The organism is Thermoactinospora rubra, from assembly GCF_002093975.1.
Taxonomy (GTDB): Bacteria; Actinomycetota; Actinomycetes; order Streptosporangiales; family Streptosporangiaceae; genus Nonomuraea; species Nonomuraea rubra_A.
The window spans coordinates 130,368-150,926 of the sequence record NZ_MSZZ01000011.1 but is presented as its reverse complement, the minus strand read 5'-3'; the positions used below and the strand labels follow the sequence as shown (position 1 = coordinate 150,926).

Annotated in this window: 13 protein-coding genes; 7 read left to right on the top strand and 6 right to left on the bottom strand. The window is 74.0% G+C overall.

Annotated features, from left to right (window positions below):
* Genes BSB02_RS20835 through BSB02_RS20825 form a run of 3 tightly spaced genes read left to right on the top strand, consistent with a single transcriptional unit; the run spans nt 1 to nt 5,932 of the window.
* Nucleotides 1-933: an AAA family ATPase gene (locus tag BSB02_RS20835; protein WP_084960872.1), complete on the top strand. Its 933-nt coding sequence runs from the start codon at nt 1-3 to the stop codon at nt 931-933.
* Nucleotides 930-1,865 (top strand): hypothetical protein, encoded by a 936-nt coding sequence (locus BSB02_RS20830; protein ID WP_084960870.1) that lies wholly within the window; start codon nt 930-932, stop codon nt 1,863-1,865. The genes BSB02_RS20835 and BSB02_RS20830 overlap by 4 nt, the downstream gene beginning before the upstream one ends.
* Nucleotides 1,862-5,932 (top strand): tetratricopeptide repeat protein, encoded by a 4,071-nt coding sequence (locus BSB02_RS20825; protein ID WP_084960868.1) that lies wholly within the window; start codon nt 1,862-1,864, stop codon nt 5,930-5,932. Before BSB02_RS20830 ends, BSB02_RS20825 begins: the two co-directional genes overlap by 4 nt.
* On the opposite strand, the gene BSB02_RS20820 is transcribed toward BSB02_RS20825, so the two are convergent.
* Nucleotides 5,925-7,568, bottom strand: a complete 1,644-nt coding sequence (locus BSB02_RS20820; RefSeq protein ID WP_084960866.1) for an asparagine synthetase B family protein — start codon at nt 7,566-7,568, stop codon at nt 5,925-5,927. The two genes, BSB02_RS20825 and BSB02_RS20820, sit on opposite strands and share 8 nt — an antisense overlap.
* A gap of 57 nt (nt 7,569-7,625) precedes the next feature.
* On the opposite strand from BSB02_RS20820, the gene BSB02_RS20815 reads away from it, so the two are divergent.
* From BSB02_RS20815 to BSB02_RS20800, 4 genes are all read left to right on the top strand, one after another.
* On the top strand, nt 7,626-9,455 hold the full coding sequence (locus BSB02_RS20815) for a hypothetical protein (protein WP_084960865.1): 1,830 nt from the start codon (nt 7,626-7,628) through the stop codon (nt 9,453-9,455).
* Nucleotides 9,455-10,051 carry a DALR anticodon-binding domain-containing protein gene (locus BSB02_RS20810; RefSeq protein WP_084960863.1) on the top strand — a complete coding sequence of 199 codons (597 nt, stop codon included), beginning with the start codon at nt 9,455-9,457 and terminating at the stop codon, nt 10,049-10,051. The genes BSB02_RS20815 and BSB02_RS20810 overlap by 1 nt, the downstream gene beginning before the upstream one ends.
* A gap of 79 nt (nt 10,052-10,130) precedes the next feature.
* A complete protein-coding gene (lysA, locus tag BSB02_RS20805; protein ID WP_084960861.1) occupies nt 10,131-11,513 on the top strand; it encodes a diaminopimelate decarboxylase in 1,383 nt (460 codons plus the stop codon).
* Complete coding sequence (locus BSB02_RS20800; RefSeq protein ID WP_084960859.1) at nt 11,510-12,787, top strand: homoserine dehydrogenase; 1,278 nt, start codon at nt 11,510-11,512, stop codon at nt 12,785-12,787. Before lysA ends, BSB02_RS20800 begins: the two co-directional genes overlap by 4 nt.
* Before the next feature lie 6 nt (nt 12,788-12,793).
* Here the strand turns inward: BSB02_RS20800 and BSB02_RS20795 are convergent, their stop codons facing one another.
* From BSB02_RS20795 to BSB02_RS40660, 5 genes are read right to left on the bottom strand one after another with little or no spacing between them, the layout of a single operon-like run.
* The gene (locus tag BSB02_RS20795; RefSeq protein ID WP_084960857.1) at nt 12,794-15,118 is read right to left on the bottom strand and encodes an FHA domain-containing protein; all 2,325 of its coding nucleotides are present in this window, start codon (nt 15,116-15,118) and stop codon (nt 12,794-12,796) included.
* A gap of 27 nt (nt 15,119-15,145) precedes the next feature.
* Complete coding sequence (locus BSB02_RS20790; RefSeq protein WP_084960855.1) at nt 15,146-16,834, bottom strand: glycosyltransferase; 1,689 nt, start codon at nt 16,832-16,834, stop codon at nt 15,146-15,148.
* Entirely contained in the window at nt 16,831-18,723 is a 1,893-nt protein-coding gene (locus BSB02_RS43050; RefSeq protein ID WP_084960853.1) for a glycosyltransferase, read from the bottom strand. Before BSB02_RS43050 ends, BSB02_RS20790 begins: the two co-directional genes overlap by 4 nt.
* The gene (locus tag BSB02_RS20780; protein ID WP_158088687.1) at nt 18,720-20,168 is read right to left on the bottom strand and encodes a glycosyltransferase family 2 protein; all 1,449 of its coding nucleotides are present in this window, start codon (nt 20,166-20,168) and stop codon (nt 18,720-18,722) included. Before BSB02_RS20780 ends, BSB02_RS43050 begins: the two co-directional genes overlap by 4 nt.
* Nucleotides 20,165-20,536 carry a hypothetical protein gene (locus BSB02_RS40660; protein WP_158088686.1) on the bottom strand — a complete coding sequence of 124 codons (372 nt, stop codon included), beginning with the start codon at nt 20,534-20,536 and terminating at the stop codon, nt 20,165-20,167. Before BSB02_RS40660 ends, BSB02_RS20780 begins: the two co-directional genes overlap by 4 nt.
* Nucleotides 20,537-20,559 lie beyond the last annotated feature (23 nt).

The following is a 20,559-nucleotide window of genomic DNA, read 5'->3' as shown; positions in this document are numbered from 1 at the left end:
ATGAACAGCGAGCTCGACGGCGGGACGTCCCGGGTGGCCGACCGGCGCGACGGCCTGGTCTACGTGCTGCCCGACCGGGTGGAGCTGGCCGTTCGCGTGGCGCTGGCGACCGGCCGCCCGCTGCTGCTGCGCGGCGAGCCTGGCTCGGGCAAGTCCTCACTGGCCGCCTACGTCGCCAGGCAACGCGGCTGGCGGTACTACGAGCTCGTGGTCACGTCCAAGACCCAGCCACGCGACCTGCTGTGGTCCTTCGACACCGTCAGGAGGCTCGCCGACGCCCAGGCCGAGACGCTGCTCGGCGACGCCGACTACGTCGAGCCGGGCATGCTGTGGTGGGCCTACGACCCGGACTCGGCCAGGCGGCGCGGCATGCCCGAGGGCCTCACGCCGACCAGGCCGCCGGTGGAGCCCATGGCGGAGGTCAACCGGGACCGCCACGCCAAGCGGTCCGTGCTGCTGATCGACGAGATCGACAAGGCCGACCCCGACGTGCCGAACGGGCTGCTCGTGCCGCTCGGCTCGAACGAGTTCACGGTGGCCGAGACCGGGTTCACGGTGCGGAAGACCGGCTCCCAGCTCGTGGTCATCACCACCAACGAGGAGCGCGAGCTGCCCCAGGCGTTCCTACGCAGGTGCGTGGTGGTCGCGCTGACCGCCCCGGACGAGGACGGGCTGGTCGAGATCGCCAGGCAGCACACGATCGTGGAACGGAAATGGACCAAGCGGGACGCCGAGCTGGCCGCCGCCGTCGCGCACCAGCTCGGCGTCGCCAGGACCGAGGCCCGGCAGCGCGCCCTGCGCCCGCCCAGCACCGCGGAGTTTCTCGACGCCTTCCGCGCCTGCGGCGAGCTCGGCATCGGGGTGGCCGACGAGGCCTGGTCGGACCTGCGGGACTTCGTGCTGCTGAAGCGAGGCGAGGACGTGAGCGCGTGAACTGGCTCGGAGACCTGCTCCGCGCCTGCGCCGCCGTCCCGGAGGCCGACCCGGGCGAGATCGCGGCCCTCCTGGGACTGGCCCGGCACCGCCCGGCGCATCCCCCCGCCGAGGAACCTGCCGGCGCCGCCGAGCGCCCGCCTGGACACGCCGACCTGCCCGGCGACCTGCGCGACCCGCCCCGGCACGCCCCACGTGCCAGGCCCGCGCGCCGCCCCGGCCCGCCCGCGTCGGTGCCCGCCGGGACGCGGCTGCTCCAGCCGGTCACGCACGAGCCGCCGCCGGAGCTGCCCTGGAGTGTCCCGCCGCTGCCGCGGACGGCCCCCGCCCGCCCCGCGCCGCACATGCCGCTGTTCGCCCCGCGCTCGGCGGCCGGGCTGATCCAGGCGCTGGCCGCCCGGCCGGTCCCCGAGGGGCCGGTGGACGTGGTCGCCGCCGTCGAGCGGCTGGCCCGGGGCGAGCCGCTGGAGAGGCTGCCCCGCACGCCGGAGCCGAGCCTGCGGTACGGCGTGCAGCTGCTCATCGACAAGGGGCCCGGCATGCAGCCGTTCGCCCGCGACCAGGCCGAGCTGGCGCGCAGGGTCCAGGCGGTGGTGGGGCGGGAGTCCACACAGGTCAGGTTCTTCGCGTACGCGCCGCTGCGTGGCGCCGGTCCCGGCCCGGTGTGGACCTGGAAACCGTACGTCCCGCCCGACCCCGGCACCCGCGTGATCGTGGTGTCGGACCTGGGCCTGGGCGGCCCGCCGTACGATCCCCGGGTCTCGCGCCGAGAGGAGTGGGAGGCGCTGGCCAAGCTGCTCGCCGAGCATCGCTGCGGCGCCGTGGGGCTGACTCCTTACGGGCCCGGCCGCTGGCCGCGGTGGCTGCGGCAGCTGTTCCCCCTGGTGCAGTGGGACCGCACGGTCACCGCCGCGAAGGCGAGGCCGCGATGACACCCGGCCTGGCCGTCCTCGACGAGCAGCGCGCGGAGGTGCTGGACCTGGCCATGGCGCTCAGCGTGGCCACGAGCATCGAGCCCGAGCTGATCCGCGCCATGCGGCTGATCGTCGTACCCGCCGCCGACGCCGCGGCCGAGGCGGACCTGTGGTGGGGCGACATGGTCGCCGCCCGGCGCCCGGACGCCATCGTGCTGGCTCCCGAACTGCTGCCCGAGCTGCGCCGACGGCTGGCCGCGCGGCTGCGCGAGGCGCCGCCCACCCATCCCCTGCACGGGATCTGGCAGGTGATCGAGCGGGTGCACGCCGGGATCCCGCCCGCGCTCTTCCTGGAGGAGTACGCCACCTGGCTGGCCGTCTCCGGCGGGGAGGCAGGTGTACAGCAGGCGGACCTGCTGCTCAGGCAGGCCCTCCGGGCGCTGGTCGAGGAGGGGCGCACCGGGGTGTCGGACTGGTTCGCGGGGGCCTGGGAGCGGCTGCCGGAGGAGCTTCGCACCCGGCGGACGTCCTGGCAGCTCGCCCAGCTGTCGCCGGACCTGCTGCCGGAGGCCGGGCCGGCGCTGGCGGCGAACATGCCGCACCTGACCGTGGAGGACGCCGCGGTCGTCGTGGAGCCTCTGCCCGACGTGGCCCTGGGCGTCCGGCTGACGGGGGCGGAGCTGGAGCTGGGCGGTCAGGCCGAGCAGGCGGTCCTGGTGCCCGACACCCGTCCGCGGCTACTCGAGGTGCTGGTGCAGGGCCGGCAGCCGCGCCTGGTCGCGGTGCCGGAAGGGGAGACCGTCCGCGTGCGGGCCGGGCGCGGACCGGTGCGGCTGCGGACGGCGCGAGGTGTGGTCTACGAGCTCGGTACGGCGGAGCCTGTGCTGCTGCGCAGGGTGGCGGAGGACCGGCGGCCGTCCCACGACAGGGTCGTGCGGATCTACGGCACGACATGGCTGGGGACCGGCTACCGGGTGGGCACGAACGTCCTGACAGTCGCGCACGCGGTCATGGGCCGGGAGCCGCTGTCGGTCGAGACCGGCGGGACCAGGGCCGCGGCCAGAGTGCTTTGGCGCGACGTGAGGGCCGACGTGGCGGTGCTGGAGGTCTTCGGCGCCGAGGCGGCTCCCCGAGCCGTGCGCTGGGGTGAGTGGTGGGGGTTGCGCGATGCCTATCCCGCCCAGGTCTGGGAGGGGACTTCCGGGGTGCTGAACGCCACCGTCGGCGGAGAGGGCGAGTTGCGGCTGGAGGTGCCCAGCGTGTATCCCGGCATGTCGGGCGCGCCGGTGTTCGCCGGGGATCTGCTGGTCGGCCTCGTCAGGTCCGCGACGGAAGTGGTCCCCCTGCGAGAGGTGACGCAGACCAAACTATTCCGCAGCGCGTTCGGACGGGCACCGCTGGCGAGCGTGGACCTGTGGGAGCTGTTCGGCAGGACGGAGCTCTCGGTGCTGCCCGCCACGCCCGCCGGGCTCCTGGATCCCCATGCCGCGGTCGTCGGGTTCACCGGGCGCGAGTGGGACCTGAGCCTCCTCACCGATTGGTGTGAGAACCCCGACGACTTCGCGGTGCGGCTCCTGGTGGCTCCGGCAGGCGAGGGGAAGACCCGCCTGGGGGCCGAGCTCGTCGCCAGGATGCGCGAGGCGGGATGGGAGGCGGGCTTCCTGGCGGACGCGCCGCCGGAGGAGGCGCTGACCGCGCTCGCGGAGCGCCGCCGCCCCGTGCTGCTGGTGGTCGACCATGCCGAGACGCAGGCCGAACGGGTGGCCGGCCTGCGCGCCCTCGCCCGGCCCGACCGTCCGCCGCTGCGCCTGCTGCTGCTCGCCCGCAGCGCCGGGGAGTGGATCGCCGGACCGGAGTCGATCGAAATCCACCACCTGCAGCCTCTGTACCCGGACCACGCCGCCCGGGCGGGCGCATGGCCGGCGGTCGTGCGCCAGCTCGGCTGGGCGGTCTCGACGCTGCCCGGCTACGACACGGCCGAGGGGTGGGACCGCTTCGTGAGCACCACCGCGGCGGCCGTGCCGGACCTGGCCGACGACGCCTTCGCCAATGCCCTCGTCCTGCAGATGGCCGCCCTCGTGGCGCTCACCGAGCCGTTCCCCCACGACCCGGCGGACGTGGATCCCGCGCTGGACAGCCTCCTGGCCATCGAGGAGGGGTACTGGCTCCAGGCGGCCTCGCGGTTCGGTCTTCCCCTCGACGCGGCCGCCTGCCGGACCTGGGCCGCGTCCGCGGCGCTGTGGGGCGCGCGGAACCAGGAGGAGGCCGGTGCGGTCGTCGACGATCCCTCGGTCGTCGAATGGCTGGCCCACCTGTTCCCGCAGGAGGGCAGGCTGTGGGGACGGCCTCGCCCCGACCAGCTTGCCACGTTGCTGGTCGTGAGCGAGCTCGGGCGGAACGCCGACACCATTCTGTCGCCGCTGGACCGGGTGTCTCCTTGGCAGCTGCACCATGCCGTGACCGTCCTGGCGCGGGCTGCGGGCTCTCATCCGGCGGCCGAGCCGTACCTGAGGCGGGTGGTGGAGCGGAGCCCGTCCGCAGGGGTGCGGGTGGCGCTCGAGATCGAGAACCCCGCCTCGCTGGTCACCTGCCTCTTCCAGCTGATCGAGTCGGCGGAGCTGGACGAGCTGCGCCGCCTGCGTGCCGCGCTCCCGACCCAGACCACCCTCCTGGCGGAGTTCGCGGCCCAGTCGACCTGGGCTCTCGCCGCGGCGCTCATCGACCGCGACCTGGCCGAGGAGCGCCCGGAGCTGGCGTCCGTCCTCAACGACCTGGCCATCCGGCTGGACAAGGTGGGCAGGACGAGCGACGCCGCGAGCGTGGCCACCTTCGCGTTGGAGCTGTACCAGGAGCTCGCGGCGACCGACCCGCTCGGGCACGAGCCCGGCCTGGGCCGTGCCCTGATCAATGCCGCCGCTCGCAGCCAGGACCTGCCCGAGCGGGAACGGGCCGCGGAAGCGGCGGTGGCGCTCTACCGCCGCCTGTCGGCGAGCGATCCGGAGGCCCACCTGCCGGAGCTCGCTCTCGCCCTCCACAACCTGGCCGTCTGCCTCAGCGACGCGGGCAGAGCGGCGGAGGCGTTGGCGGCCGGCCAAGAGGTGCTGGTCCTGCTTCGACGGCTGGCGGAGCAAAGTGACGCCTACCTGCCAGATCTCGCGATGACCCTCAACAACCTCGTGGGCTATCTGAGCGAACTGGACCGCGACGAAGAGTCGCTCATAGCGGCGGCCGAAGCGACGCGCATCTACAGGGAACTGGCCGCGGCCAATCCCGACGCCTACACCGAGCACGCGGCGATCGCGCTCGCGAACCACGCGCGAGTGCTGGCCGACGTCGGCCGCGTAGCCGAAGGCGCGGCAGCCGCGGCGGAGGCCGTCCGCATCATGCGATCGCTCGTGGAAACGGGTCCCGAAGCCCATGCGCCGACCCTGGCTGCCATGCTCCACCTCCTCGCCTATACGCTGACCGAAACCGGCCGCTTCGAAGAGGCTCTGTCGTCCCAGACGGAGGCGGTGACCCTCCTCCGGAGGACGGGTGGACACCGGTCGGCGGCGGACCTGGCCAGCTCGCTCCGTGGCCTGGCCGTGATCCTGCTGGAACTCGGGCGCGGCGAGGAGGCGCTGGAAGCCTCTCAGGAAGCCGTCGCGATGGCACGGGACGGCGACGACCCGGTCGAGCTGGCGGAGGCGTTGTCGGGCCTCGGCGACTGCCTCGGCAGGCTGGGGCGCTTCGAGGAGGCGGCAGAGGCAGCGCACCTGGCGGCGTCGGCATACCGCGAGCCCGCGAAGGACGACCCCGAGCGTTTTCTCGGGCCGCTCATCATGTGCCTGGCGAGCGAAGGCGAGTATCTCAGCCAAGCGGGGCACGCCGGCCGCGCCCGCGAGGCCGACGAGACGGCCAAGACCCTCTACGACAACGCGCCCCAGAACGTGCGGACGCAGGTGCGAGACGTGATGGACGCGATCTTCGCAAGGAGCCCGGAAAGGATCGGCGAGGAGGCCCGGCAGCTCCGCCTCCGCGGATCCCTGGGGTACAGCAACATCATCGGCGATGCATGGTCACAGACCCCGGATGACCCTAGCTGAACGGCGGTGTCAGCCCGTCCGGCTCCATGTCCCGCAACCACGCCCCGAACAGTGTCAGCCCCCGCACCCAGAACCGGTCGTTCCACCCGTGGAAGCGGGCCAGCGCGTCCGGCCCCTCGGCGATGACCGCGTGCAGCTCCTCCGACAGCAGCGGCGGCACGCGCTCGGCCACCACCGACAGCATCGAGTGCGAGTACGCCCGCGCCCGCGCGGCCGTGGAGCGCAGCGGGACCCGGCGCAGCGGCTGCTTGACCACGTTGGTGGACGGCAGGGCCGCCACGCGCGGGTTGGCCGCGTGGAGCAGCTCGCGGTAGAAGCGGCCCTTGTCCTTGCGGGCGACGCCGACCGACAGCGCCGCGTCGAAGAAGTCGGGGTGGATGAACGGCGCGGCGAAGGAGGCCTCCGGGCCGACGAGGTTGACCGCAGAGCGGGCGATGCCGCGCACGGTGCGGGTGTGCAGGACCGACAGCGGCAGCTCGGCCCGGTGGCCGTGGAGCATGGAGGTGGCCTCGGCGAAGGCCGCGCGGACGGTGTCGGCCATCCACTCCAGGGCCTGCGGCGACAGCATCGGCATGGACGGGGCGCCCAGCGACAGCGACTCCAGCAGCGCGGCCGTGCGCTGCTCCTGGGTGGCGGCGGTCAGCGCCGAGCCGCTGACCATGAAGTTCTTCAGCAGCGGGCCGCCCGCCAGGCCGTCGACCAGGATCCTGCCGGCCTTGTGGACCTCCTTGGCGAAGGGCGCGTACCAGGCGTGGTGCGGCGTCAGGTACTCCAGCCGCCGCGCCACCTCCAGGGCGTCGCGCGGGTAGCCGGCGGCGTCCTGGCCGATGATCCGGTGCGGGATCCCCAGCTCGCGGGTGATCGCGCGGGCGAAGGCGATGTCGGTGTCGGTGCCGTCGTCGGGGCTGGTGGTCCACGACTCCACGTCGAAGCCGCGCGCCACCGCCACGCTGGCCAGCAGGCGCGAGTCGTAGCCGCCCGAGACCGGCACGAGCAGCGGCCGCCCCTCGTAGTCCTTGTAGACCTCGTGCAGGATGTCGAGCAGCTCCGCGGCGCTGGTCCAGGCCTCGTACGGCTCCCGCCGCAGCCAGCGGGGCAGCCGCCGCTCCACCGACACGCGCCCGCCTTCGAGCACCAGCGCGCTGGAGCCGGCCAGGCGCCTGATCCGGGTGTACGGCGTGGCGTCGCCGAGCGGGAAGGTCACCTGGATGATCGACGCCCACGCCGTCCAGTCGATCTCGGGCTCCGCCAGCGCCAGCAGCGGCCGGATGAGCGAGGAGAAGTAGACCGCGTCGCCGTGCCGTACGTAGTAGACGTCCACCAGGCCCAGCGCCCCGGCGTGCAGCACGACGCGCGAGGGCGAGCCGATGAGGCCGGGCGTCTCGTGGGTCTCCGCGACCGTGATCCAGTCGTCGATCCAGTCGTCGGACACGGACGGCCTGCGCTCGCCCCAGGCGAAGGCGAACTGCTCGCCGGAGCGGTGGTAGGGCGGCAGCGGCTGGCTGCTGAACAGGGCCGCCTCGGCGGTGCGCAGGGCGGGCCTGGCGCGCGGACCGGCGGCCGTGAGCCGGTCGAGCAGCGCGTCGTCGATCCGGCCGAGGGCGCCGCAGACGTAGGGCCGCACGATGAACTGCACCGAACTGTTTCCCTTCGAGCCGACTTCCCGCAAAGAGTATCCTTCGTGCCCGTGAGCATGGAGCTTGAGAGCACTCGCCGGGCCCTTCGCGAGGCCGTCGCGCAGGCCGAGCACGCGGCCGAGCTGGAGCGGCTGCTGGGCGTCGCCCAGGAGCGCCTGGCCGAGGCCGAGCGGGCCGCCGAGGAGGCCAAGGCGCTCGCGCTCCGGCTCCAGGAGGTCACCGAGGAGCTGGAGCGCGAGCGCCAGGCGGCCGACCGGCTGCGCAAGGAGCTGGCAGAGCAGCGCTACCAGGCCGAGGTCGCGCAGTGGAAGCTGTCCTCGATGAAGGTGGCCCGCTGGACCCGCATCGGCGACGCCATCAAGTCGGGCAAGAGCAACCCGGTGCGGCTGGCCAAGGGCCTGCGCACGGCCGCCAAGCCGGTCAAGCGCCCCGCCGCGCCCAAGCGCAAGCCGATCCCGGTCGCCAGGAAGGACGACCGGCCGGGCGCGGAGTTCCAGGCGACCCGCTCGACCCGGACCGTCGGGGGCGCCTCCTTCCGGCTCAAGCCGTTCCGCATCCCGACCGGGCCCAACACGCGCCCCCACCTGACGGCCGCGGTCATCGCCGACCCGCACGTGGAGGCGCTGCTGCGCTACGAGTGGCGGCAGACCGTCGGCTTCACCCCGCGCGACTTCCACCGGGTGCTGCCCCAGGAGACGCCGCACCTGCTGGTCGTCGAGTCGGTCACCGGGGGGCCCTGGGCGGAGGAGATCGTCGGCGAGCCCGGCGAGGGGCTGCGCGCGCTGCTGGCCTGGTGCGCCGATCGCGGCATCCGCACGGTGTTCTGGCACACCAAGGGCAGCATCGCCGACTACGCCGCGGCGGCCGAGCTGTTCGAGCACCGCTTCACCACCGAGACCGCCTCCGGCTGGCCGCGCCTGCCGTTCGGGATCCAGCCGCGCGTCCACAACCCGCTGCCGCTGTCCGGCGGGCGGATCGACCGGGTGCTCACGCTCGACCAGCTGCTGCCCGAGGGCCTGCCGTACCCCGACGTGCTGACCTCCTACCGCTGGCCGGCGGCCGTCGAGGCGCCGCCTGGCACGCCGCAGTGGCTGCTGGCGGAGATCGCCGCCTGCGGCACGCCCATCGGCCCCGAGCCCGACTCGCGGCGCGCCCACGTGGCGCTGCGGCGCGCCTACGCCTCAGGGACGATGACCGACCGCGTCGACGAGCTGCTGGAGGCGGTCGGCCTGCCCAGCCACCGGGCCACGCTGGATGTGTCGGTCATGATGGTGCTGCCCGACGACTTCGGGACCGCGCTGGCCCAGGTCGCGCGGCAGTCGGGCGTCACGCAGCTGGTGCTGTTCGGCCCGCGCGAGGCGGGGGAGCAGGCGCGCGAGGCGATGCCGGGCGTCGAGGTCGTGTGCCGTGACCGCGACCCGTCGCTCACCACGGGCGCAATGCTCAACCGGGGCCTGGACCTGTGCGAGGCCGACCTCGTGGCGATCATGGACGCGCGCGACGTGTACGGCAGGCACTATCTGTCCGACCTCAGGCGCGCCTTCCTCTACACCACCGCCGACATCGTCGGCAAGGCCGCCTACTACGCCCACCTGCGCGGCCCCATGGCCACGCTGCTCAAGCAGCCGGAGGCCGAGTACTCCTACCTGCCGGAGATCACCGGCGGCACCGTGCTCGCCCGCCGCGGCGCGCTGCGCGAGCTGGGCATCGCCGACCTCACCGACGGCTGGGACCAGGTGCTCATGCGCCAGTGCCGCGCCGACGGCGTCAGGGTCTTCTCCGCCGACCGGTTCGGCTACGTCAAGGTGCGCGAGGAGGACCGCTGGCTGCTGGGCGCCGCCCAGCTGGTGGAGTACGGCTCCGCCGAGCCGTACGCGCTCATCTAGTGCGGCGCCTGGCGGCCCTGCTGGGGGAGCCGCCCGTGCCGGAGGGGACGTGGGCGGAGGAGGCGGTCTACCTGTCCGCGGCCGCGCTGCGCCGCCGGGTCGACCCGCGCGAGCTGGCCGGGCGGATCCCGGGGGCGAGCGTGTTGCCCAACGGCATGCTGCGGATCGTGGTGGAGCGGCCGGGCGAGCTGGTGGAGGAGGTCGAGCCGGTCCGCCCGCCGGACGAGTGGCCGGACCTCCCGCGCACGTGGGACAACCCCGGCTTCGTCGTGAGATACGGGCACGTGCGGGCGTGCTGGACCGAGCGGTGGGCGCGCGACCTCGGCGTACCCGAAGGACCCTTCCTGCCGGAGCTGCTCGACCATCCCCTCGACCGCAAGGTGCTGCGGGTGCTGGCCGAGCTGCCCGCGCGCCGGCTGAGCCGCGACCCCGCCTGGGAGAGCTACCTGGTACGGCTCGCGCTGGCCTACCACGACGCCTTCGAATGCGCCCCGGCCCTGCCGAAGGGGGACGAGGCGATCAAGCCGCTCCACACGGCACGAGTACGGCTCGCGGGCGCCGTGAGCAAAGTCCTTCCTGGTCCGGGCTGGTTGTGATGGAAATCCTTCGGTTTGACCGTCTCGACAGATGGTCACGGTGTCCACGGTTCGCCGCAGGTCGGATAGCCTGCTTCGGGTGAGTCGATTCGCCCATCCCGCCGGGGACCGGCACGCCGAGATGCTGCCCCACGAGCGGCCTCCCCAGCCGCCCGCCGACCTCAACCGGATCAACCCCGCGATCTGGCCCCGAACGTCCGGCCGGGCCGGCGGCGCGCTCACCGTCGGCGGTGTGGACGTCCGCGACCTGGCCCGGGAGTACGGCACGCCGCTGTTCGTGATCGACGAGGAGGACGTGCGCTCGCGGATGCGCGACTACGCCGAGGCGTTCGCGGGATCCGACGTCCACTACGCCGGCAAGGCGTTCCTGTGCAAGGAGATCGTCCGCTGGTTGCGCGACGAGGGCCTGGGGCTGGACGTGGCCAGCGGCGGCGAGCTCGCGGTGGCGCTGAGCGTGGGCTTCCCGCCCGAGCGCGTCACCATGCACGGCAACAACAAGTCCGTCGCGGAGCTGTCCAGGGCGCTGGAGGCGGGCGTGGGCCGCATCGTGGTCGACTCCTTCGAGGAGATCGCCCGCCTGGGCTTCCTCGCCGGCGAGCGCGGCGTGCGCCCCAAGGTCATGATCCGCGTGACCACCGGTGTGGAGGCGCACACCCACGAGTTCATCGCGACCGCGCACGACGACCAGAAGTTCGGCCTGTCGCTCAACTCCGGCGCCGCCGCCGAGGCCGTCCACCGCGTGCTCGCGCTGCCGCAGCTGGAGCTGGTGGGCCTGCACTCCCACATCGGCTCCCAGATCGTCGACACGGCCGGGTTCGAGGTGGCCGCGCGGCGCCTGGCCGCGCTGCTGGTGCAGATCAAGGACGAGCACGGCGTCGTGCTGCCCGAGCTGGACCTGGGCGGCGGGTACGGCATCGCCTACGTCGAGGGCGACGACGCGCCCGACATCAAGGAGATCGCCGACTCGCTGCGGGAGATCGTGGCCAAGGTCTGCACGGACGCGGGCCTGCCCGTGCCGCGCCTGACCGTCGAGCCGGGCCGGGGCATCGTCGGCCCGGGCGGCATCACGCTCTACGAGGTCGGCACCGTCAAGGACGTGGAGCACCTGCGCACCTACGTCAGCGTCGACGGCGGCATGAGCGACAACCTCCGCACCGCCCTGTACGGGGCGGAGTACACCTGCCTGCTGGCCTCCCGCGAGTCCGCGGCCGAGCCGATGCTCAGCCGGGTCGTCGGCAAGCACTGCGAGAGCGGTGACATCGTCGTGCGCGACCACTACCTGCCGGCCGACCTGGCGCCGGGCGACCTGCTGGCGGTGGCCGCCACGGGCGCCTACTGCCGGTCCCTGGCCAGCAACTACAACTACCTGCCCAAGCCTCCCGTCGTGGCGGTGCGCGACGGCCGGGCGCGGGTGATCGTGCGGGGGGAGACCGAAGAGGACCTGTTGAGGGGGCAACTGTGAAACCCTTGAAAGTGGCGCTGCTCGGGTGTGGCGTGGTCGGCTCGCAGGTCATCAGGCTCATGCGCGAGCAGGCCGACGACCTCGCCGCCCGCATCGGCGCCCCGCTGGAGCTGGCGGGCGTGGCCGTGCGCCGCATCGGGCGCAAGCGCGACGTCGAGGTGCCCGCCGACCTGCTCACCACCGACGCCGAGGCGCTGGTCACCCGCGACGACGTCGACATCGTGGTGGAGGTGATCGGCGGCATCGAGCCCGCGCGCACGCTCATCCTGGCCGCGATGGCCAAGGGCAAGGCCGTCGTCACCGCGAACAAGGCGCTGCTGGCCGAGGACGGCGCGACGATCCACGCGGGCGGGGGAGACCTGTACTACGAGGCGAGCGTCGCCGGCGCCATCCCGCTGCTGCGCCCGCTGCGCGAGTCGCTGGCCGGCGACCACGTCAAGCGCGTGCTCGGCATCGTCAACGGCACCACGAACTACATCCTCGACAAGATGGACACCACGGGCATGTCGTTCACCGACGCGCTCGAGGAGGCCCAGTCGCTCGGGTACGCCGAGGCCGACCCGACCGCCGACGTCGAGGGCTTCGACGCCGCCGCCAAGGCCGCGATCCTGGCCTCGCTGGCCTTCCACAGCCGCGTGACGGCCGCCGACGTGCACCGCGAGGGCATCACCGAGATCACCGCGGCCGACGTGGCCAGCGCCAAGGCCATGGGCTATGTGATCAAGCTGCTGGCCATCTGCGCCAAGTCCGACGACGGCCGGTCGATCGGGGTCCGCGTCCACCCGGCGATGATCCCCCGGACGCATCCGCTGGCCGGGGTCCGCGAGGCGTACAACGCGGTCTTCGTCGAGGCCGAGTCGGCCGGGCAGCTGATGTTCTACGGCAAGGGGGCGGGCGGCGCGCCGACCGCCTCGGCGGTGCTCGGCGACATCGTCGCGGTGGCGCGCAACCGCCTGGCCGGCACCCGCGGCCCGGAGGAGTCCACCTACGCGGAGCTGGCCGTCCACCCCATGGGCCAGACGATCACGCGCTGCCACGTGGCGCTGGACGTCGCCGACAAGCCGGGCGTGCTGGCGCGGGTGGCCGAGGAGTTCGCCAAGCACGACGTGTCCATCCAGACCGTCCGCCAGGAGGGCCACGGCGACGACGCCCAGCTGGTCATCGTCACCCACCGGGCCACCGACGCCGCGCTCACCGCGACCATCGAGGGCCTTCGCGAGCTCGACATCGTCAGGGCGGTGGCCAGCGTCATGCGCGTGGAGGGCGACGACTGACCGCTCTCACCCGCGTCTGGCGAGCGCGAGCCGTACGGCTGCCGCCAGCAGCAGGGCCATGGCGGCCAGGACGCCCATGTCCGTCAGCCACGTGGACGCCTTGTGGTCCCACAGGGCGTCCCGCAGCGGTGAGACGTCCACGCGCTGGAGGTCCACGGTGGCGGCGGCAGCGGCGTAACCCCACCGAGTGGGGACGAACCAGGCGATCTGCTCCAGCCCGGCGCGTCCCACCACCTCGATCAGCTTCCCGATGAACACGAACTGGGCCATGATGAGCACCACCATCGCCATCATGGCCTGCTCGTTCGTCGACACCAGGGCGCTGACCAGCAGGCCGAGCACGCTGCATGCGAAGGCGACCAGCGACACGACGGCGACGATCTCGACGGGGCCGAGCACCAGCGGGTCGGCGGGCGGCTTGCGGCCGATCAGGCTGAGCTGCACGAACACCGCCGCCTGCGCCACGTTGACGACGCCGAGGACGAGCAGCTTGGACAGCAGGTAGGCGGCCGGGGACAGGCCGACGGCGCGCTCCCTGCGGTAGATCGGCTTCTCCTTGACGATCTCGCGGATCGCCCCGATGAGCCCCATGAGCGCCGCGCCGAAGATCAGGATGATCAGCAGCGTCCCGGCCTCCTCCGTGCGTCCCTTCGGCACGCCCAGACCGTCGGAGCCCTCGATCACGCGGGTCATGAGGGCGAGCGCGATCGGCAGGCCGATCATCGACAGCGCGGCGAGCCGGTCGGACCTGATCACCGCGGCCATCCGCCGGGCGAGGATCCCGAACTGCCGGGCCAGGCTCTGCTTCGGCGGGGGCGGGGCGGGCGCCGGCTGCGCCACGTGGGCGGCGGACCGCCCGGGGGCGCCGCAGTAGCGGGCGAAGTACGGCGAGCGCCGGAACCGCTCGGCCCACCGGTCGGGTTCCTCGGAGACCATCTTGAACACGTCGGCGTACTCGCTGACGCCGAAGAAGCCCAGCAGCTCCCCGGGCGGGCCGAAGTAGCCGATCTTGCCGCCCCGGCACAGCACCAGCACCCGGTCGCACACGCTCAGGTGCAGCACGCTGTGGGTGACCACCACGACGGTCCTGCCGTCGTCGGCCAGGGCGCGCAGGGTGTTCATGACCTCCTTGTCCAGCGAGGGGTCCAGGCCGGAGGTCGGCTCGTCCAAAACCAGCAGCGAGGGCTTGGTGAGCAGCTCCAGCGCCACGCTCGTGCGCTTGCGCTGGCCGCCGGAGAGCCGGTCCACGCGCAGCCCGCGGCGCTCGTCGAGGTCCAGCTGGCCCAGCACCTCGTCGATGCGCCGCTGCCGTTCGGCGCGCGAGACGTCCTGGGGGAAGCGCAGCGCCGCCGAGTAGGCCAGCGCCCGCTCGACCGTCAGCTCCTTGTGGAGGATGTCGTCCTGGGGGACCAGGCCGATGCGGTGGCGCAGGTCGTCGTAGCAGGCGTACAGGTCGCGGCCCTCGTACAGCACCCGCCCCTCGGTGGCGGGGCGGAAGCCGGTCAGCGCGCCCAGCAGCGTGGACTTGCCCGCGCCCGAGGGGCCCACGACGGCCATCAGGCTGCGGGCGTCCAGCCGCAGGCTGACGCGGTCCAGCAGCACGCTCCGGCCGGCCCGCACGGTGAGCTCCTCGGCGTGCAGCGAGACGGCTCCCGACTCGTCGTGGACGGCGACGCGGTCGCCTAAGAACACCAGCCGGTGGTGGCCTGCCGAGATCGTGTCGCCGGGCCGCAGGGACGCCTCGGCGACGCGGTGGCCGTTGACGTAGGTGCCGTTGCGGCTGCGCAGGTCGCGCACCACGTAGCCGTGGGGCGCGCGGGTCAGCTCGGCGTGGTGGCGGGAGACCAGCAGGTCGTCGGGCAGCGGCAGGTCGTTGCCGGGCGCGCGGCCGACGCGCAGGCGCGCGCCGAGGGGCAGCGTGCGCTGCGGCGGGCCGCTGGGCAGGCCCGGGTGCGTGGGCTTGCCGGTCATCGTGACGGGCATGTCGGGCACCGGGCGCGGCGTGCCAGGTGTGGAGGGTGCAGGGGGCGGCGTGCCGGGCAGGGCGCGCGGCTCCAGGCTGACGAGCGGTCCGTGGTCGGGGCCGCCGAGCCGTACGGCACAGCCCCCGGTCACCTCCACCTCGAAGACGCGGCGCTCGCCCAGGTAGGTGCCGTTACGGCTGCCGAGGTCGCGCAGGAGCCAGCGGCCGCCCTGGAAGAAGATCTCCACATGGTGCCGCGACACGCGGGCGTCGACGATGACCACGTCGCCCTCGCGCCCGATGACCAGACGCTGCCCGGGCGCGAGCTCCACCCGCCCGCCCGGGCTCCCCACCACAAGCCCCGTCATGTGCCGTTCCCCAACGTCGGTGAAGGTTCAGGATGACGGGCCCGGACGCCGGACGAAAGAGGTCAGCCCGATTTTGCGCGCCGCCCGCCGGAACACCGTGCGCTCCCTGCGCACGGCCTCGCGGCGCCAGTTCTCGGCCTTGGCGCGCCACCGCTCGGTGTCGCGCTTGCCCTTGGCCGCCTCGCGCCGCAGCCTGGCCACCTCGGCCTGCAGGGCGGCGTTGCGCTTGCGCAGCCGGGCCAGCTCCTTGTCCTGCGGCGTGGGCTCGGGCTGCCGGCGCCTGCGCGGCGGGTAGACCTTGGGCCGCCTGGCGAAGCCGTAGCCGGGCCCGTCGACCCACTCGACGCCGAACAGCTCGTGCACCACGTCGTCGACGTGCTCGTCCGGCTGGGCCAGGTGCCGTGCGCGGGACAGCGCGGCCGTGCGCTCCAGCCGCGCCGTCATCACCCCCTCGCGGGTCTCCTCCAGCACCGCGCACAGCACGCCGCCGTCGGTCTCCTCCAGCCGCTCCACGAGCCTGGCCACGGTGTCGGCCCCCGCCGTCCACCCGGCCGGGCACCGCAACACGAACGGCGCCACCGCGCCCACCGTGCCCACCGTGCCCGCCCCGCCGGCCTTTCCGGGCAGGGCCTCGCCGGGGAGCGGCTCGTCAGGAGCGGCCAGCCGTACCCGGGGGTCGTGCTCGAAAGCCGCCCTGACCAGCCGCAGGTCCAGGTCCGGGTCCCGCAGCGGCGAGCGCCGCTCGCGGCCCAGCGAGCCCCACGGTCCCACGACCGTCACCCGCAGGTCCGGCACGCTGGAGGCGAGCAGCGAGTCCACCGTCGCCCGCACGTCCTCGTACCCCGCCGCGTGCACCACCGCCTCCACGTACGGCACCAGCCACTGCCGCCCCGGATCGGTCCGCAGGTAGCGCCGGTACGGCACGCGATCGGCCACATAGGGGTCGTTGTGCCGCTTCAGCGCCGGGTAGTCCCGCATCGCGGTCGGCAACCCGACGTGCCAGGCCCGCGCCGCCGGGTCCGGCACGAACACCGCCCCCGCCTGCGTGAGGCGATAGCCCAGCTCCGTGTCCTCCGCCAGCACCAGCGAGACGTCCAGCCCGCCGGCCGCCCGCAGCAACCACGTCGGATACGACGCGCTGGCCCCCACGTGGACGTGCCCCGCCAGCGAGCTGGGCGCTTTGCGCAGCCCGTCGTGGGCCTCGATGAGGGCCTCCGCCCAGTCGTGCCGCTGCGGCGCGAGCCGGAACAGCTCGTCGTACGGCTTGCGCGCGACCTCCTCGGGCGTCGGCAGCGGCGAGTCCGTGAAGTCCAGCCAGCCCAGCACCACCACGTAGTCGGCCTGGTGGTGCCAGCGCAGGTGCGCCTCGACGTGCTGCGGGTGCGGCACGATGTCCGCGTCCAGCACGAGCGTCACCTCGCCCGAGGCCGCGTCGAGCCCCGCCTGCACGGCCCAGGCCCGCCCCCACCCGCCCGACGGCGCCCGCAGCACGGTGACGCCCGCGGGGGCGCGCAGCGGCTGCGGGCTGCCGTCGTCCACGACGACGACCTCGATCAGCTCCCGCGGGTAGGTCTGCGCCGACAGCGCCGCCAGCGTCAGGTCCAGCGTCCGCTGGCAGTCGTGCGCCGGGATCACCACCGAGACCCTCAGCGCGGGCTCCCACGAGCCGAGCTCGGGCACGGGCAGCACCCCGTAGTCGTTGTGCCTGATCCTCATGTGAGCTCCATCAGCCGGCTGGGGTGGAAGCCGCGCCATTGCCGCTTGTTGCGCTGCAGGAACGTGCCGATGGGCTCCTGCCAGGTGTGGTTGGCCGCCGGGCCGCGGCGCAGGATGTAGCCCAGGCCGTGGGTGCGGTAGATCTGCCCGCCCGCGGCCTGCAGCGCCTCCTGGAACTGCGTGTCGACCGACCGGGGCAGCGGGCGGAAGCCGCCGACCGCCTGGAAGGCCGAGCGCTCCACCAGGATCGTGCCGCCCGCCACGAAGCTGGTGATCTGCTCGGTGATCTGCTGCCGGTGCACGGTCACGTCGATGGAGGACAGATAGACGAACTCCGGCACGGTGCCGACGACCTGCGCGCCCGAGTAGGAGTGGGCCAGCAGCAGGTCGGCCAGGAAGTCGGGGCCGTACCAGTCGTCGTCGTCCATCTTCAGCAGGAACGAGCCGGAGGCGCGGGCGGCGGCCTGGTTGAGCACCTCGCCGAAGACCGACCGGCTCTCGAAGACGGTGATGGGCCGCTCGAAGCGCTTGACCGCCTCGGCCACGTCGGGATGCCGGGCCGAGACGCCGTGCAGGGCCAGGACGACCTCCAGCTCGGCGCCGCGCTGCCGCGCGACCTGCTCCAACGCGAAGCCGACCATCTCGGCGCGGCGGGTGGCCAGCAGGACGGAGGTGAGCTGCGGCGTGGGCGGGGGAGCGCCGAGCTGCCGCCAGCGGGCGGCCACGGAGTGCGTGCGCAGGGCCTCGCGGCGCAGCCGGATGCTGTACTCCTCGCGGCGCAGGTCGTCCTCCAGGTCGGGCCCGGAGGTGATCAGCTCGACCAGGGGCTCGCCGAGCGCCCTGGCCCACAGCGGCGCGGAGTCGGCCACCAGCGGCACGCCCGCGGCGGCCAGGCCGGCGAGCACGCGGACGGCGGCCAGCGGCCCGCTGTGGGCGTGCCGCCAGTCGATCCGCACGCCGCGGATCTGCCGCAGCCTGGCCACGTCGGCGTCGGTCACGCCGCCGGACTCGGCGAAGGCGACCACGACCTGCCCGTCCAGGACGACCGCCCAGCGGCCCGCCCGCTCGGCGAGCGAGGCCATGCCGCGGGCCGGGGTGGTGACGAACCCCTGCGGGTTGACCAGCCGCTCGTCGACCGGCGGGATCATCGACGGGTCGCCCAGGACCTCGGGGTCGGCCAGCTCCCTGCCCCCGGGCCGGCCCAGGCTCTCCCAGCTGGCCGCGGCCGGGGTGGGCCGGTCGATGGGGTCCTCCTCCCCGGCGAACTCCGGCTCGCCGGGCACGTCGAGGGTGCGCAGCACCACGTCGCCGCCGGGGGCGCCGACCCGCTCGGGCACGGGCCCGGCGGGCTCGGCGGGGGTGGCGTTGGGGTCGCCCGGCCGCCAGTCGGCCGCGCCCACCCCGGCCAGCGCGGCGGCGGCCGGGACGCCGACGACGTCGAGGCGGTGCCCGGCGAAGGCGCGGGAGGTGGCGGTGAGGAGGCGGCCCGCCGGGGTCGGCTTGGAGAAGACCGCCTCGACCACCCACACGCGCTGGCTGGGCTGGTGGACCCGCAGGTCGGTGAGGGCGCGCCAGCGGTGCGCGGGCGTCGGCGTGGGCACCGGCGCCGGGTGCGCCGGCGGCGTGTCGAGCACCGCGACGACCACGTGGGTGGCCTCCGGGAGCAGCTTGTGGAGGGTCGCGGCGCGCCGCAGGTCGGCCGGGGTCCCGGCGAGCACGAGCACCTCGCGCGCCCGCCCCGCCGACGGGTCCGGCAGCTCGCGGTCCAGGTCGGTGCCGCCCGTGCCCGCCTGGCCGCCGCCTGTGCCCGCCTGGCCGCCGACCTCGACGCCGACGGTGAAGACGCGCGCCTTCGGCAGCCGCGCCAGCAGGTCGGAGACGGCGCTCACCCGACGCTCCTCAGCTGCCGGAACAGGGCCTTCAGCGGGCTGTCCGGCGTGCGGGCCGACAGGCGCTCCAGCTCGGCGCGCAGGCGCTCGATCTCCTTCTGACGCTCGGCGGCCACGGCCCGCCACTTGGCCGGATCGCCCGCCAGCGGCTCGGGCTCGGCGGCGAAGCCGTACTCCTCACCGCTCACCCACATCGAGCCGAACAGCGCGTCCACCACGTCGTCCGGGCGCCCGTCGTGGAAGCGGGCGCGGGCGAACGCGGCGGTGCGCTCCAGCCGCGCGGTCACCACCCCCTCGGGCGTCTCGGCCAGGGCGACGCTGACCAGGCCGAGCGTGTCCGCCTCGGCCAGCCGTACCAGCCGGGCCAGCGTGTCGGCGCCGAGCGACCAGCCGGTGGGCAGGCGCAGCAGGTACGGCGTGGGCGCCACGCTCGCGGGCGGCGACTCGGCGAAGCGGACGCGCGGCTCGTGCGTGTACAGGTGCCGGGTGAGGCGCAGGTCCAGCAGCGGCTCGTCCAGGCACTCGCGCCGCCCGCCGGGCAGCGAGCTCCACGGCCCCACGAGCGTGACGGCCACGTCCGGGACGGTCCCGGCCAGGGCGGAGTCGACGCTGGCCCGGGTCTCCTCGTAGCCGCCCGCCTCGACCACCACCATGACGTACGGCACGAGCCACTGGCGGCGCGGATGGCCGCGCAGCCACCGCAGGTCGGGGATGTAGTCGCCCAGGTAGGACCAGTTGTGCCGGTGCACCTCCTGCTGGCGGCGCATCACGGTGGACTCCCCGACGTGCCAGGCGCGCGCCTCCTCGTCGGGCACGAACACCGCCCCCGCCTGCGCCAGCCGGTAGCCGAGCTCGGTGTCCTCGGCCATGTTGAGCGAGGCGTCCACCCCGCCCGCGGCCCGCAGCAGGGCGGCGCGCACGGACGTGGTCGCACCGGTGTGCAGCAGGTAGGCGCTGCCGCCGGCGTCCCTGAGCCGCCGGGTGGACTCCAGCATGTCGGCGGTGTACCGGGGCTTGACCTCCTCCGGTGTGAGAAACGTCACATCGCCGATGACGACTACATAAGGCGTGAGGTGGTGCCAGCGCATGTGCGCCTCGATGTGGTCCTCGGCCAGCATCATGTCGGAGTCGAGCCAGTGGATCACCTGCCCGGACGCCGCGTCGGCCCCGGCCTGCCGCGCGGCTCCGCGGCCCCAGCCGTTCGCGACGCGCACGACCCTGGCGCCCTCGGCGCGCAGCGGCGGGTCGCTGCCGTCGTCCACGACCACGACCTCCATGAGGTCGCGCGGGTAGGTCTGCTCGGCCAGCGAGGCGAGCGTGCGCTCCAGCCCTTCCTGGCAGTTCCGCGCCGGGATGACCACCGACACGGTCAGCTCCGGCTCCCACGTGCCCAGCGCGGGCGGGTCCAGCGAGCCGTAGTCGTTGTGCCTGATGAGAACGCTCACAGCCGTTCCTTGAGCATGGCGCGCAGTTCCATGGCGTAGACGCGGTCCTCGCCTATGGAGGCGAGGATGGCGCGCAGGTCCTCGTTGCGCTGGGCCGCCGCGTCGGCCATGGCTACTTCGAGCCGGTCCAGCCTGTCCTCCACGCGCTTGAGCGTCTCCTCGTGCCGCTTGGCCCGCAGCTCGGCGCGGTGGGCCTTGGCGTCGAGGCGGCGGGCGAGCATCACGAGGTAGGCGAGGGCGAGCAGCGTCGCGCCGAAGGCGACGGCTTGGCCGTATGAGAGCACGCCGGTGAGGGAGCACACGACGGCGAGCGACGCGAGTGCGGCGAGCGCTCCGACGAATGCGGCCAGTCGGCGGGGCGTGACCATCCGCACAGACCTTTCGGTTGACT